Annotated in this window: 14 protein-coding genes and 1 tRNA gene; 10 read left to right on the top strand and 5 right to left on the bottom strand. The window is 74.2% G+C overall.

Translation table 11 applies throughout. The annotated features are described in order from the left end of the window. Nucleotides 1-140: 140 nt before the first annotated feature. Nucleotides 141-214: transfer RNA gene (locus GBN72_RS10010), tRNA-Met, on the top strand. A gap of 198 nt (nt 215-412) precedes the next feature. On the opposite strand, the gene GBN72_RS10005 is transcribed toward GBN72_RS10010, so the two are convergent. The 3 genes from GBN72_RS10005 to hisN form a co-directional block, all read right to left on the bottom strand. After that, complete coding sequence (locus GBN72_RS10005; RefSeq protein ID WP_151771355.1) at nt 413-826, bottom strand: Fur family transcriptional regulator; 414 nt, start codon at nt 824-826, stop codon at nt 413-415. Nucleotides 827-877: 51 nt separating this feature from the next. After that, nucleotides 878-1,261 (bottom strand): CBS domain-containing protein, encoded by a 384-nt coding sequence (locus GBN72_RS10000; RefSeq protein ID WP_151771354.1) that lies wholly within the window; start codon nt 1,259-1,261, stop codon nt 878-880. Between the two features lie 214 nt (nt 1,262-1,475). Then, nucleotides 1,476-2,276 (bottom strand): histidinol-phosphatase, encoded by an 801-nt coding sequence (hisN, locus tag GBN72_RS09995; protein ID WP_151771353.1) that lies wholly within the window; start codon nt 2,274-2,276, stop codon nt 1,476-1,478. A 178-nt stretch (nt 2,277-2,454) separates the two neighbouring features. Between hisN and GBN72_RS09990 the strand changes: the two genes are divergently transcribed. Beyond that, entirely contained in the window at nt 2,455-3,093 is a 639-nt protein-coding gene (locus tag GBN72_RS09990) for a TetR/AcrR family transcriptional regulator (RefSeq protein WP_151771352.1), read from the top strand. A 52-nt stretch (nt 3,094-3,145) separates the two neighbouring features. Here GBN72_RS09990 and GBN72_RS09985 read toward each other — a convergent pair whose 3' ends face one another. Then, nucleotides 3,146-3,892: an alpha/beta hydrolase family protein gene (locus GBN72_RS09985; RefSeq protein ID WP_246212395.1), complete on the bottom strand. Its 747-nt coding sequence runs from the start codon at nt 3,890-3,892 to the stop codon at nt 3,146-3,148. 1 nt (nt 3,893) lies between these two features. Then, entirely contained in the window at nt 3,894-4,748 is an 855-nt protein-coding gene (locus GBN72_RS09980) for an SOS response-associated peptidase (protein WP_151771351.1), read from the bottom strand. Nucleotides 4,749-4,921: 173 nt separating this feature from the next. Between GBN72_RS09980 and GBN72_RS09975 the strand changes: the two genes are divergently transcribed. The 8 genes from GBN72_RS09975 to GBN72_RS34825 all read left to right on the top strand — a co-directional run bounded on the left by GBN72_RS09975 (nt 4,922) and on the right by GBN72_RS34825 (nt 12,788). Continuing rightward, complete coding sequence (locus tag GBN72_RS09975; protein WP_151771350.1) at nt 4,922-5,608, top strand: M50 family metallopeptidase; 687 nt, start codon at nt 4,922-4,924, stop codon at nt 5,606-5,608. Between the two features lie 146 nt (nt 5,609-5,754). Further along, complete coding sequence (aroA, locus tag GBN72_RS09970) at nt 5,755-7,104, top strand: 3-phosphoshikimate 1-carboxyvinyltransferase (RefSeq protein ID WP_151771349.1); 1,350 nt, start codon at nt 5,755-5,757, stop codon at nt 7,102-7,104. 7 nt (nt 7,105-7,111) lie between these two features. Next, nucleotides 7,112-8,122, top strand: a complete 1,011-nt coding sequence (gene rsgA, locus GBN72_RS09965; protein ID WP_151771348.1) for a ribosome small subunit-dependent GTPase A — start codon at nt 7,112-7,114, stop codon at nt 8,120-8,122. Between the two features lie 92 nt (nt 8,123-8,214). Further along, nucleotides 8,215-8,538 carry a DMT family transporter gene (locus GBN72_RS09960; RefSeq protein ID WP_151771347.1) on the top strand — a complete coding sequence of 108 codons (324 nt, stop codon included), beginning with the start codon at nt 8,215-8,217 and terminating at the stop codon, nt 8,536-8,538. 248 nt (nt 8,539-8,786) lie between these two features. Next, nucleotides 8,787-9,464, top strand: a complete 678-nt coding sequence (locus GBN72_RS09955) for a sigma-70 family RNA polymerase sigma factor (protein WP_170315355.1) — start codon at nt 8,787-8,789, stop codon at nt 9,462-9,464. Next, a complete protein-coding gene (gene rsrA, locus GBN72_RS09950; RefSeq protein ID WP_151771345.1) occupies nt 9,461-9,796 on the top strand; it encodes a mycothiol system anti-sigma-R factor in 336 nt (111 codons plus the stop codon). Before GBN72_RS09955 ends, rsrA begins: the two co-directional genes overlap by 4 nt. A gap of 146 nt (nt 9,797-9,942) precedes the next feature. Next, complete coding sequence (locus GBN72_RS09945; protein WP_151771344.1) at nt 9,943-11,463, top strand: HD-GYP domain-containing protein; 1,521 nt, start codon at nt 9,943-9,945, stop codon at nt 11,461-11,463. Continuing rightward, nucleotides 11,460-12,788: an HD-GYP domain-containing protein gene (locus GBN72_RS34825; RefSeq protein WP_246212394.1), complete on the top strand. Its 1,329-nt coding sequence runs from the start codon at nt 11,460-11,462 to the stop codon at nt 12,786-12,788. The genes GBN72_RS09945 and GBN72_RS34825 overlap by 4 nt, the downstream gene beginning before the upstream one ends. Nucleotides 12,789-12,848 lie beyond the last annotated feature (60 nt).

Below are 12,848 nucleotides of genomic sequence, written 5' to 3'. Positions count from 1 at the left end.
CTGCGGGCCCTGCGGCCACCGCGGGCTCCTGCGGCCCTTGCGGGCCTGGCCCTGACGCCCCCTGACGGGCCCCGGTGGCTCTGACCGGCGGGATCTGATTTGCGTGCCCCGCCCGCGTCGCGTAGTGTTCAACGAGTCGACGCGGGGTGGAGCAGCTCGGTAGCTCGCTGGGCTCATAACCCAGAGGTCGCAGGTTCAAATCCTGTCCCCGCTACTGAAACCCGAAGGGGTCGGACCGGTTCGCCGGTCCGACCCCTTCGGCATTTCCGCCGATGCGCGCCGTGATGGCGACTCCAGGTCCTGCGCCGCCGCTCAGGGCGAGAACACCAAGGCGCGGCACCGCGCGGCGGCAGGGCCACGCACACGGCCGCACGCACGGCCGCACACACCACCGCGCGCGGCCGGGGGCGCGTCAGGCGGAGCACTCCGGGCACAGCCCCCGGTAGGTGACCTCGACGTCGGAGACGGTGAACCCGAAACGCTCCGACGCCGGCAGTTCGGCCAGCGGGTCGCCGGTCGGGTGGACGTCCTTGATGGCGCCGCAGCGCGCGCACACCAGGTGGTGGTGCGGCCGGTGGGCGTTGGGGTCGTAGCGCTTGGCGCGCCTGTCCGTGGTGACCTCGACGACCTCGCCGAGGGAGACCAGTTCGCCCAGCGTGTTGTACACGGTCGCCCGGGAGATCTCCGGCAGCTTCACCGCGGCGCGGGCGTGGACCTCGTCGGCCGTCAGGTGGACGTGCTCGCCTTCGAGGACCTCGGCCACCACACGCCGCTGCGCGGTCATTCGCCAGCCGCGTCCGCGCAGGCGTTCCAAGAGGTCGCTCATGGTGGCCAAGCCTAACAGTGACGCATGAGCCTGTCTTGAATTGGACAGGTTCTAAATCGCGCCCCGGCGGGACAGGCATCGCAGCACGTCGCGCACCGAGACGATCCCGGCCGGCTCCCCGCCCTCCAGGACCACCAGGTGGCGGAAGCCTCCGTGGGCCATGGCGCGGACGGCGTCGTCGATGCTCCACGAGGGGTCCGCGAGGACGACGTCGGCGGTGAGGTGGGCGTGGGCGCGCTCGACGTCCGGGTCCTGCCCGAGGCCGAGCGAGTTGAGTATGTCCCGCTCGGTCAGGATGCCCGGGTGGGCGGCCTCGGGGTCCAGCACCAGGGCGGCGCCGACCCGGCGGGACGACATCAGGACGGCGGCCTGGCGGAGCGTGTGGGCGGGGCCCACGGTGAGCAGCGCCCTGCTCATGGCGTCGCGGACGAGCATCGGCCGGAGTCACCTCCTCCTGCGAAGCGCCCGCTCACGGCACCGCGCGCGGCATTCGCGCACGGCACCGCACACGGCGCTTCACAAACGCACAAACGGGGGAGCTGTCAGCGTCGCAGGCGGACGGGAAGGCCGACAAGACATCACCCCGGGGCGCGTGGGGCATCCCGGGGTGTTCGGGGCGTACGGAACCGTCGCGCGGGGCGCCGCGGGCTCAGTAGCGCTGGTTGAGGTATCCCAGCAACTCGTCGTGGAGCAGCCCGTTGGAGGCGGCCGCGTTGCCGCTGTGCGGGCCGGGACGGCCGTCGAGGCCGGTGAAGGAGCCGCCCGCCTCGGTGACGATCACGGCGGTGGCCGCCATGTCCCACAGCGAGAGCTCCGGTTCCGCGCAGATGTCCACCGCGCCCTCGGCGACCATCATGTACGGCCAGAAATCACCGTAGGCGCGGGTCCGCCACACCTCGCGGGTCAGGTCCAGGAAGCCGTCGAGGCGGCCCTGCTCCTCCCAGCCGGTCAGCGACGAGTACGCGAACGAGGCGTCCTGCATGCGGGACACCTGGGACACCTGGATCCGGGAGGCCGAGGTCAGGCTGCGGCCGGTGAACGCGCCGTGGCCCTTGGCCGCCCACCAGCGGCGGCCGAGCGCGGGGGCGGAGACCACGCCGACCACCGGCTGGTAGCCGCCCTCGGCGGCCTCCATCAGCGCGATCAGCGTCGCCCACACGGGGACGCCGCGGACGTAGTTCTTGGTCCCGTCGATCGGGTCGATCACCCAGCGGCGGGGGCCGGTGCCCTCCACGCCGTACTCCTCGCCCAGGATGGCGTCCCGGGGCCGGGCGCGCTGGAGCTGACCGCGGATCAGCTCCTCGGCGGCCTTGTCGGCCTCGCTCACCGGCGTCATGTCCGGCTTGGTCTCCACCTTCAGGTCGAGCGCCTTGAAACGGGCCGTCGTCGCGGCGTCGGCGGTGTCCGCCAGGACGTGGGCGAAACGCAGGTCATCGAGGTAGTCGGCCATGGCCGAACCGTATCGGCCGGTTGCGCGGCGGGGCCACATGGGGCGGAGGGCGGTTGACGCGGGCCGGGCGGTCCAGGGCCTTGACAGTGCCGGGAGGCGCGTCAAGTCTGGGCGCAGGCCCCCGGGCCCGCCGCCGGGCCGCGCCGCGGGGCCGACCGCCCGGGAGGGGGAGGCGACGATGCACACGGCACGCGACACGCTGCTGGAGGCCGCCGGGAAGGCGCTGGAGCGGCAGTCCTGGGCGGTGGTGCGGATGGTCGACGTGGCCGCCGCGGCGGGAGTCTCCCGGCAGACCCTCTACAACGAGTTCGGCAGCAAGGAAGGGCTGGGCCGCGCACTGGTGCGGCGGGAGGCCGACGCCTATCTGGCGGGCCTGGACCGCGCGCTGGCCTCGCGCACCGACCCCTGGGAACGGCTCGCCGCGGTCGCGGAGTGGACCGCGCGGGCGGGGCGGGGCGGTGCGCTGGCGCGGGCCGTGCTCACCGGGTGCTGGAACGAGCGGCTGCCGGCTCCCGTCCTCACGGCGGTGCCGTCCTCGTCGACGACGCCGGCGCAGCGGCGGGCGGACGGGCCGTTACCGTCGCCCGCGGAGCTGGTGGTCCTGGCGCGGGAACGGGCGGTCGCGGCGCTGGCGGCGCCGCCGGGAGCGCTGGGAGTGCCCCCGGCCCGGACGGAGTCGAGAGCCTGGGGGAGGGCGTGCGAACTCGCCGTCCGCGTCGGCCTGTCCTGTGTCGTCGCCCCACCGGGCCCGGGCACGTCCGTCTCCGACCTCGTCCGTTCCGCGTTACCCCGGAGGGTTGCGGGGGGCGTCGTCTGACCTTCCGCCTCCCCCACCGCCGCACGGGACGGGAGGCACGGAGGGCGCGCGGTCAGGGCAGAGTGGCGGTCCAGGCGACGACGGCGGTGGTGACGACGCGCACCGCGTCGTCCTGGGAGAGCGGCGCCCGCTTCGGGACCGCGAAGCCGTGGTCGGCGTGCGGCACGACCGCGCCCGGACGCAGCCCCTCGGGGAACTCCTCCGGGCGGCCGAACGGGTCGTTTGCCCCCTGCACCACGAGCAGCGGCACCGGGACCCCAGACAACTCCTCGGCCCGCGACCGTTCCGGCCGCCCGGGCGGATGCAGCGGAAAGCTGAGGGCCAGCACACCCGCCGCACCGAGCTCCCCGGCGGTCCGGCACGCCACCCGCGCCCCCGCGCTGCGCCCGCCGGAGATCACCGGCAGTCCGGACCGGGCCACCGCGGGCCAGATCCCCCGCCACCCCACGTCCAGCGTCCTCGGCGCCGGGGCGACCTTCTTCCCCGCCACCCGCCACGGCTGTTCCACCAGCGCCACGCTGACCCCGTGCTCCGGCAGCACCGAGGCCAGTGCCCGGAGGTCCCGCGCCTCGATGCCGCCTCCCGCGCCGTGGCTCACGGCCAGCACCAGCCGGGCGTCGCGCGCCCGCCGCCAGGTGATCCGGGCCTCCCCGGCGTCGGTGGGCACCAGCTCCGCCGCGGAGTCCGTCCCGCCGGAGGCATCGGAGGCATCGGAGGCATCGGCGGCGTCAGAGGCATCGGCGGCGTCGGAACCCCTGCCGCGGGGGCCGGGGGCATCGGGGGTCATGTCGGAGGTCACGTCAGAAGAGTGTGCCCTCCTCCGGGCCCGCCAGCTCCTTCAGCAGCTCCGGCCCGTTGTTGCGGACGTTGCTGACCGCCGTGGAGACGGGGTAGGCGCGCATCAGGCCGCCGGGCGGCGGGGCCAGCAGGCCGCGCAGCAGGTCCGGGTCCTCGTGGCGCGGATCGAGCCAGGCGTCCCAGCGGTCCCGGGTCAGCATCAGCGGCATCCGCGGGTGGATGTCCGCCAGCGCCCCCGGTCCCTCGACGGGGGCGACCGCGAGTGCGGAGGTCTCCGCCTCGGTGGTGATCACCGAGCAGGTCGCCCACCAGGCCTGGGGATGGTCGTCCGGCAGGGTGCGGTCGCGCCAGAACTCGTAGAGCCCGGCCATCGCGAAGACCGAGCCGTCGGCCGGGGTGACGAAGTACGGCTGCTTGCGCGGCCGCTTCCGCCTGCCCTCGACCTCCAGCTCCCGCTCCTCCTTGCCGGTGACCCACTCGTAGTAGCCGTCGGCGGGCAGGATGCAGCGGCGGGTGGCGAAGGCGCGGCGGTAGGACGGCTTCTCGTGCACCGTCTCGGCCCGCGCGTTGATCATGCGGGCCGCGCCCTCCGGGGACCTGGCCCAGGCCGGCACCAGTCCCCACTTCAGACGGCGCAGCTGCCGCACCGGGCGGGGGTCGCCGCTCCCCTTGAGCGGGCGGTCGAGGACGGCGAACACCTCCTTGGTCGGAGCGACGTTGTAATCAGGGGCGAAGGACTCCTCCGGCACGCCGCCCGGCGCGCCGGAGCCGGGGAGCAGCGAGGGGAGTCCGGCCTCGACGCCGAAGAGGTCCGCGAGGTCCTCCGGAGCCCGCGTGGATGCATACCGTCCGCACATACGTGCCACACTGCCAGGCCCGGCCCCGGCCGGGCCACCGGCTCCCGGACTCCGGAGCGCGGAGCGCGCCCCGGCGGGGCCACCGGCGACCACCGGCGACCACCGGCGACACCGGTGACACCAGCGACACCGGCGACACGAACGACACGAACGACGCGAAGGAGAGCAGCGCGATGGACCAGGTCCTCGGCCGCCAGCCCGACCCAGACCTGTGGGTGGTGGTCGCCACCGCCGCGGCCGCGCTGGCCGTGGTGCTGCCGTCCGCGGTGTGGCGGGTGGCCCGCAACGCCGTCACCATCGCGCACGAGGGCGGCCACGCCCTGGTGGCGCTGCTCACCGGCCGTACCCTCACCGGCATACGGCTGCACTCGGACACCAGCGGTCTCACCGTCAGCCGGGGCAAGCCCCGCGGGCTCGGCATGGTGCTCACCGCGCTGGCCGGGTACACCGCACCGCCGCTGCTCGGCCTGGGCGGCGCGGCCCTGCTCTCCGAGGGCCGGATCACCCTGCTGCTGTGGCTCTCCACCGCGCTGCTGCTGGCCATGCTGGTGATGATCCGCAACGTCTACGGCGTGATCACGGTGCTGGCCACCGGGGCGCTCTTCCTGTTCGTGTCCTGGCGGGCCGGCCCGCAGGTGCAGGCGGCGTTCGCCTACGCGGTGGTCTGGTTCCTCCTGCTGGGTGGCGTCCGACCGGGTTTCGAGCTCCAGCGGGAGCGGCGGCACAACCCCACCGGCGCCTCGGACGCGGACCAGCTGGCCCACCTCACCGGCACCCCGCCGGCCCTCTGGCTCTTCTTCTTCCACGTGGTCTCGCTGTGCTGCCTGATGGGCGGCGCGCGCTGGCTGCTCGACCTCTGACCGCTCCCGGGCCGGTAGCGGCCGGCGGCCGTCTCGGACTGTGAGCCGCCGCGATACGGAAACCCGCTACCACAGACCCGTTTCGGCGATATTTCCTCGATTTTGATCAGGAATCTCCCTCGCGGCCAGCCACTAGAGTGGGCCGTATGACCGTTCACTCCGCGCAGCAGACCGATCTCTGGCCCGCCCCCACCGCGAGCGGGCCCGTCGACGCGACGGTCCACGTGCCGGGATCGAAATCGGTCACCAACCGCGCGTTGGTGCTGGCCGCCCTGGCCTCCGAGCCGGGCTGGATCCGGCGCCCGCTGCGCTCCCGCGACACCCTGCTGATGGCCGAGGCGCTGCGCGCGCTCGGCGTCGGCATCGAGGAGACCGTCTCCTCCAGCTCCGCGGTGACCCTCGGCGGCGAGAAGGCCGGCGAGGCGTGGCGGGTCATTCCCGCGCAGCCGGCCGGCCCGGCCTCGGTCGACGTGGGCAACGCGGGAACGGTGATGCGCTTCCTGCCGCCCGTCGCCGCCCTCGCCTCCGGCCCGGTCCGCTTCGACGGCGACCCCCGCTCCTACGAGCGGCCGCTGCACGGCGTGATCGACGCCCTGCGCGCCCTCGGCGCCCGGATCGACGACGAGGGACGCGGCGCACTCCCGCTCACCGTGCACGGCAGCGGCGCCCTGGAGGGCGGGCCGGTCGAGGTGGACGCCTCCTCGTCCTCGCAGTTCGTCTCCGCCCTGCTGCTCTCCGGCGCCCGCTTCAACCAGGGCGTGGAGGTCCGGCACACCGGCGCCACCCTGCCCTCGCTGCCGCACATCCAGATGACCGTGGACATGCTGCGCGCCGCGGGCGCCCAGGTCGACACCCCCGAGTCCGGCGGCGAGGCCAACGTCTGGCGGGTGACGCCCGGCGCGCTGCTCGGCCGTGACCTGACCGTCGAGCCCGACCTGTCCAACGCGCAGCCGTTCCTCGCCGCGGCGCTGGTGACCGGCGGACGGGTGATCGTCCCGGACTGGCCCGAGCGCACCACCCAGCCCGGTGACCAGCTGCGCGAGATCTTCACCCGGATGGGTGGAAGCTGCGAGCTGAAGGAGTACGGCCTGGAGTTCACCGGCTCCGGCAAGGTCCACGGGATCGACGTCGACCTCTCCGAGGTCGGCGAGCTCACCCCCGGCATCGCCGCCGTCGCCGCCCTCGCCGACTCGCCGTCGACCCTGCGCGGCGTGGCCCACCTGCGCCTCCACGAGACCGACCGGCTGGCCGCGCTCACCCAGGAGATCAACGCGCTCGGCGGCGACGTCACCGAGACCGCCGACGGCCTGCACATCCGTCCCCGCGCGCTGCGCGGCGGCGTCTTCCACACCTACGACGACCACCGGATGGCGACCGCCGGCGCGATCATCGGCCTCGCCGTCGAGGGGGTCGAGATCGAGAACGTGGGGACCACTGCCAAGACCCTGCCCGACTTCACACGGCTCTGGACGGGGATGCTCGAGGACCGGCGGTAGAGAAGCCATGCGTCGCTACGGCAAGCACACCGACGAGGACGACATCCGCAGCCGCCCCAACCGCAAGGGCAACCGGCCGCGGACCCACATCCGGCCCAAGCACGAGGACGCGGCCGAGGGGCTGGTCCTCACCGTCGACCGGGGCCGGCTGACCTGTCTGGTCGAGGACCGGACGGTGACTGCCATGAAGGCCCGCGAGCTGGGCCGCAAGGCGGCGGTGGTCGGTGACCGGGTGGCGCTGGTGGGCGACCTGTCGGGCACGAAGGACACGCTGGCGCGGATCGTCCGCATCGAGGAGCGCGCCTCGTTGCTGCGGCGGACGGCGGACGACGACGACCCGTACGAGCGGGTGGTCGTCGCCAACGCCGACCAGCTCGCCATCGTCACGGCCCTCGCCGACCCCGAGCCGCGGCCGCGGCTGATCGACCGCTGCCTGGTCGCCGCCTTCGACGGAGGGCTCACGCCGCTGCTGGTGCTCACCAAGTCCGACCTGGCCCCGCCGGACACGCTGCTCGAGCTCTACGGCGCGCTGGACATCCCGTACGTGGTCACCAGCCGTGAGGAGCTGGAGACCGGAGGCGCGGCGGACCGGGTGCGCGAGCACCTGGCGGGCAAGGTCACCGCCTTCGTCGGGCACTCCGGCGTCGGCAAGACCACGCTGGTCAACGCGCTGGTGCCCGAGGAGCGGCGGCGGATCACCGGACACGTCAACGCGGTGACCGGGCGCGGCCGGCACACCACCACCTCCGCGCTGGCGCTGCCGTTGGAGAAGGCCGAGGGCTGGGTCGTCGACACGCCGGGCGTGCGGTCGTTCGGTCTCGCCCACATCGACCCCTCCCGGGTCATCCACGCCTTCCCCGACCTGGAGGCCGGGACCGCCGACTGCCCCCGGGCCTGCAGCCACGACGAACCCGACTGCGCGCTCGACCGGTGGGTCGCCGACGGCCACGCAGACCCGGCGCGGCTCTACTCGCTGCGGCGGCTGCTCTCGACGCGCGAGCGGCGCGAGGGGGACTGACCTGAGCGGCCTGGCCGGACAAGCCGGGCATAATCGCATCAACCGGTCCGGATCGAGCGGTCACGGAGCGTGATTGATGCGGAGGACATCCCATGGCGTGGCTGCTGGTCGTGGTCGCCGGACTGCTCGAGACCGGCTTCGCGGTCTGTCTCAAGCTCTCGCACGGGTTCACCCGGCTCTATCCGACGATGGCCTTCTGCGTCTTCGCGCTGGGCAGCTTCGCGCTCCTCACCCTCGCGCTCAAGAAGCTCGACGTGGGGCCGGCCTACGCGGTCTGGACCGGCATCGGCGCGGCGGGCACCGCGGTCTACGGGATGATCTTCATGGGTGACGTGGTCTCCGTGCTGAAGATCGTATCGATCAGCCTGGTCATCATCGGCGTGATCGGACTCCAGCTCACCGGGTCCGTGCACTAGGGCCGGCGGCCGTTCGGGCGGGGGCGGGAATGCGGCGGTGGGGCGTGAGGTTGAAGGGGGAGAACAACACGTATCGACCAGTCGTCCCGGGAGGAATCCGCCGCATGGGATCCGTTGCGTGCCCCAGCCGCCGCGCCACCGAACTCGAGTGGTCGGTGCTTCCCTCGAACCGTACCGGTGCCGCCCGGCGGGCGGGGGGAGGGGAACGTCGTCTATCCTCCGATTCGAGTGGCACGTCGCTGGAGGAGGTGGGTCCGGTCGCCGGGACCGACGCGGAGCAGCCCGCGAGCGCCGAGGGCGCCGAGGGCAGGCAGACGACCGAGACGACCGAGGAGCGCAGCGCCCGGTTCGAGCGGGACGCGCTGGAGTTCCTCGACCAGATGTACTCGGCCGCGCTGCGCATGACGCGCAACCCGGCCGACGCCGAAGACCTGGTGCAGGAGACCTACGCCAAGGCGTACGCGTCGTTCCACCAGTTCCGTGAGGGCACCAACCTCAAGGCCTGGCTGTACCGGATCCTCACCAACACGTTCATCAACTCCTACCGCAAGAAGCAGCGGGAGCCGCAGCGCAGCGCCGCCGAGGACATCGAGGACTGGCAGCTCGCCCGCGCCGAGTCGCACATGTCGACCGGTCTGCGCTCCGCCGAGTCCCAGGCCCTCGACCACCTGCCGGACTCCGACGTGAAGTCGGCGCTGCAGGCCATCCCCGAGGAGTTCCGGATCGCCGTGTACCTGGCGGACGTCGAGGGGTTTGCCTACAAGGAGATCGCGGACATCATGGGGACACCCATCGGTACGGTGATGTCCCGGCTGCACCGGGGCCGCCGTCAGCTGCGCGGCATGCTCGAGGACTACGCCCGGGACCGCGGGCTCGTCCCCGCCGGCGCCGGAGAGTCGAACGAAGCGAAAGGCTCGGGCTCATGAGCTGTGGAGAGCCGCACGAGACGGACTGCGCCGAGATCCTCGACCATCTCTACGAGTTCCTGGACCGTGAGATGCCGGACTCGGCCTGCACGAAGTTCGAGGAGCACTTCGAGGAGTGCTCGCCCTGCCTGGAGAAGTACGGCCTCGAGCAGGCCGTGAAGAAGCTGGTCAAGCGCTGCTGCGGTCATGACGACGTACCCGCCGACCTGCGCGCCAAGGTGATGGGCCGCATCGAGCTGATCCGCTCGGGCGAGACCGGACACGGTCCCGTGACACCCGGCGTGGAGCAGCAGGGCGCGTCGGTGACGCCCGCGTCATCCGGCGACGCCTGAGCTTTCACCCGTACGTGCTAATCCGCGGGTCATAGGCCCGCGGATTCACCTATCAGGCTCCCCGTAACCCGTTCGGCCGCTCTACTCTCCGGAGCAGAACGGACACGGACCGGACCGCCCCGGTCCGGGCCGGGGGAGGGGACGCCATGGGGTCTGTTCCGGCGGCATCTGTTCCGGCCGGAGCGCGCGTCTGCGCGGCTGCCGCCGTGGCCGCCGCCGGCGCCTGTCTCCTGTCGCTGCCCGAGCTGCGCACACCGTGGTGGGCGGTGCTGCTGCTCGCCGCGGTCTACGCCGCCTGCGGGCAGGCGGGGCGCCGGGCCGGGCTCGACGCCTTCTATCCGGTGCTGCTCGCCGCCGCCTTCCTGCTCCCGCCGCCCGCCGCCGCCCTGGTCGCGGTGCCGGGCACCCTCCTCACGCCGGTCGGCGACCCGCCGCGGCCGCTGCGCCGCCTCTGGCGGGCCGCCTCGCTGTGCCTGTCCGTCCACGCCACCGCCTGGACCTACTGGGTGCTCGGCGGGCGGGACGCCGTGGTCGCCTCCGACCTGCCGCGGGCCCTGCTCGCCGCCGCCTTCGCCGTGCCCGTGTTCTGCCTCACCGCCGCGCTGCTGGACGGCGCGATGAGGATGCTCGCCGACCGGGTCCCGGCGCGGGCCGCCTGGCGGCACCGGTTCGTCCCCTCGCTGCCCCCGATGGCGGTGCACGGGCTCGCCGGGGTGATGATGGCGGTCCTCTGGCGCTCCCCGCACGGCCCGGCGGCTGCCCTGCTGGTGCTGCTGCCGATGTACGTCACCTGGTGGGTGTTCGCGCAGTCCGACCGGGAACGCACCGCCCACCGGTCCACGGTCCGCGCGCTGGTGCGGGCCGTCGACCTCAAGGACGGCTACACCCGCGGCCACAGCGAGCGGGTCGGACAGGCCTCGGTCATGATCGCCCGCGAGCTCGGCATGGACGACGACCGGGTCGAGGTCATCCGCTTCGCGGGCATCCTGCACGACGTCGGGAAGATCGGCGTCCCCACCCGGCTGCTCCGCAAGGAGGGCCCGCTGACCCCGGCGGAGCGCCGGGCCATCGAACTGCACCCCGAGTACGGGCACGAGATGACCCGCGGCATCGGCTTCCTGGAGGAGGCCCGGGCCGCCATCCTCCACCACCACGAACGGCTCGACGGCAGTGGTTACCCGTACGGGCTGTCGGGGTGCCGGATCCCCGAGTGCGCGCGGGTGGTCGCCGTCGCCGACGCCTTCGACGCGATGACCTCCACCCGCTCCTACCGCCGCGCCCGGCCCGTCGCCGCCGCCCTCGAGGAACTCGCCCGCTGCGCGGGCACCCAGTTCGACCCCCGCATGGTCACCGCCCTCACCGGCGCGCTGGCCCGCCACGGCTGGAACCCCGTGGTCACCTCCGACGAACCCGCGCCGGCCGCCGCGCCTCCCGCCGCGCCGTCTGCCGTGCCGTCTGCCGCGCCGGCGGGCGGGGCCCCGCCCGCGCCCCCCTGCCGGGTCCCGGCCGCCACCGAGTCCGCCGCCGAGTCCGCCGCCCCGTCCGGCGACGCCGCCGCCGCGCCCCCGGGGCCCACCGCACCGGCCGGGGGCACCGCCGTCGCCGTCGGCCGGGCCCCCGCCCCCGGTGTCCGCGCCCGCGGGCCCGGCGAAGGTGCCGCCCGGTGAGTCCGCGCCGCCCGCCCGCCCCGCGCCTCGGCCCCCTGTTCCGCGCCGCGTTGTACACCGCCGCCGCGCTGCTCGCGCTCGTCTCGGTCGGCGACATGCTCCGGAACGGCTTCGCCGGCCGGGAGACCGCCTTCGTCTTCTTCGTGTTCATCGCCTTCGGCGAGCTGCTCCGGCTGCCCGACTGCCTGCCCGAGGAACGCGATCCCGCCCCGGTCGGCGCCGCCGGGGCCCTGGCCTACGCGTTGCTCGCGCCCGCCGCCGTGACCCAGGTGGTCGCCGTGGTCGCCGTCGCCACGCTGGTCGGCCGGATCCCGCACATCGCCCGCCCCCGGCCCGGCGGCCGGACCACCGGCGACCACCTGGCCCGCCGGGTGCTCGCCGTCGGCTTCATCGCCGTCTGCTGCCGGCCGCTGACCGCCCCCGCCCCCGACGCGCCCGGACCCGGCCCGGGACACGTCCTGCTGGTGATCGTCGTGCTGCTGCTCTCCGCGCTGTGCGACTCGGTGGCCGGCGCCGTCCTCGTGCACTCCCGTACCGGACGGACGTTCGGACCGGCGCTGCGGGAGGAACTGCGCGGGACCACCCGCATGAGCTCGGTCACCGGCTCCTCCGGGACGGTGATCGCCTTCGCGGTGGACGCCGTCGGGCTGTCGGCGCTGCCGGTCTTCTGCGTCCCGCTGCTCCTCGTCCAGCTGGCCTTCCGGCGCTACGCCGCCGTCCGCACGACCTGCCGGCAGACCATCGTTTCCCTGGCCCGTGCCACCGAGGTCGCCGGGTACACCCCGCACGGGCACGCCCACCGGGTGGCCGCGCTGAGCCTGGCGGTCGGCCGCGACATGGGACTGACCGGCTCCGACCTCACCGTGCTGGAGTACGCGGCGCTGATGCACGACATCGGCCAGCTCGGCCTCGTCGACCCGGTGCCGGGCGGCGCCACCGCCCGGCTGTCCGCGGCGGAGCAGCGGCGGATGGCGCTCCTCGGCGGCGCGGTCGTCCGTCAGACCGGCGTCGACCCCCGGGTGGCCGCCGTCGTCGAGGCCCAGGCCGAGCCGTGGACCCGGCAGCCGCCGGCGGCGCGCATCGTGCGGGCCGCCAACGCCTACGAGGAGATGGCCCGGCGCGCTCCCGACGCCGCCGCCCGCCTGCGCGCCCTGGAGGAGCTGCGCCTCGGCACGGCCGGCACCTACGCCCCCGACGTGGTCGAGTCGCTGGCCAGGGTGCTGCTCCGTGACCCGGCCGGCGTCGCGGTGCCCGGACCGGGCGCCGCCGCGAAGCAGGGAACCGCCCGGTCTGAGGCTGCCCCCGGCTGGGTAACCCATGGGTAATGAGCGACCGTCCGACCGTCCGTGGTTGGATGCGGGTGAGCGGGCCCACGGGGGCAGGGA

Source organism: Streptomyces abyssomicinicus, from assembly GCF_008974245.1.
Lineage (GTDB): Bacteria > Actinomycetota > Actinomycetes > Streptomycetales > Streptomycetaceae > Streptomyces > Streptomyces abyssomicinicus.
The sequence above is the reverse complement of the archived record's forward strand: the minus strand, read 5'-3'. Positions and strand labels throughout refer to the sequence as shown.

Coding starts and splice junctions, on each gene's coding strand:
- aroA (WP_151771349.1), top strand. CDS start 5,755: ATGACCGTTCACTCCGCGCAGCAGACCGATCTCTGGCCCGCCCCCACC.
- GBN72_RS09960 (WP_151771347.1), top strand. CDS start 8,215: ATGGCGTGGCTGCTGGTCGTGGTCGCCGGACTGCTCGAGACCGGCTTC.
- rsgA (WP_151771348.1), top strand. CDS start 7,112: ATGCGTCGCTACGGCAAGCACACCGACGAGGACGACATCCGCAGCCGC.
- GBN72_RS09990 (WP_151771352.1), top strand. CDS start 2,455: ATGCACACGGCACGCGACACGCTGCTGGAGGCCGCCGGGAAGGCGCTG.
- GBN72_RS09975 (WP_151771350.1), top strand. CDS start 4,922: ATGGACCAGGTCCTCGGCCGCCAGCCCGACCCAGACCTGTGGGTGGTG.
- rsrA (WP_151771345.1), top strand. CDS start 9,461: ATGAGCTGTGGAGAGCCGCACGAGACGGACTGCGCCGAGATCCTCGAC.
- hisN (WP_151771353.1), bottom strand. CDS start 2,276: ATGGCCGACTACCTCGATGACCTGCGTTTCGCCCACGTCCTGGCGGAC.
- GBN72_RS09945 (WP_151771344.1), top strand. CDS start 9,943: ATGGGGTCTGTTCCGGCGGCATCTGTTCCGGCCGGAGCGCGCGTCTGC.
- GBN72_RS09980 (WP_151771351.1), bottom strand. CDS start 4,748: ATGTGCGGACGGTATGCATCCACGCGGGCTCCGGAGGACCTCGCGGAC.
- GBN72_RS10005 (WP_151771355.1), bottom strand. CDS start 826: ATGAGCGACCTCTTGGAACGCCTGCGCGGACGCGGCTGGCGAATGACC.
- GBN72_RS10000 (WP_151771354.1), bottom strand. CDS start 1,261: ATGCTCGTCCGCGACGCCATGAGCAGGGCGCTGCTCACCGTGGGCCCC.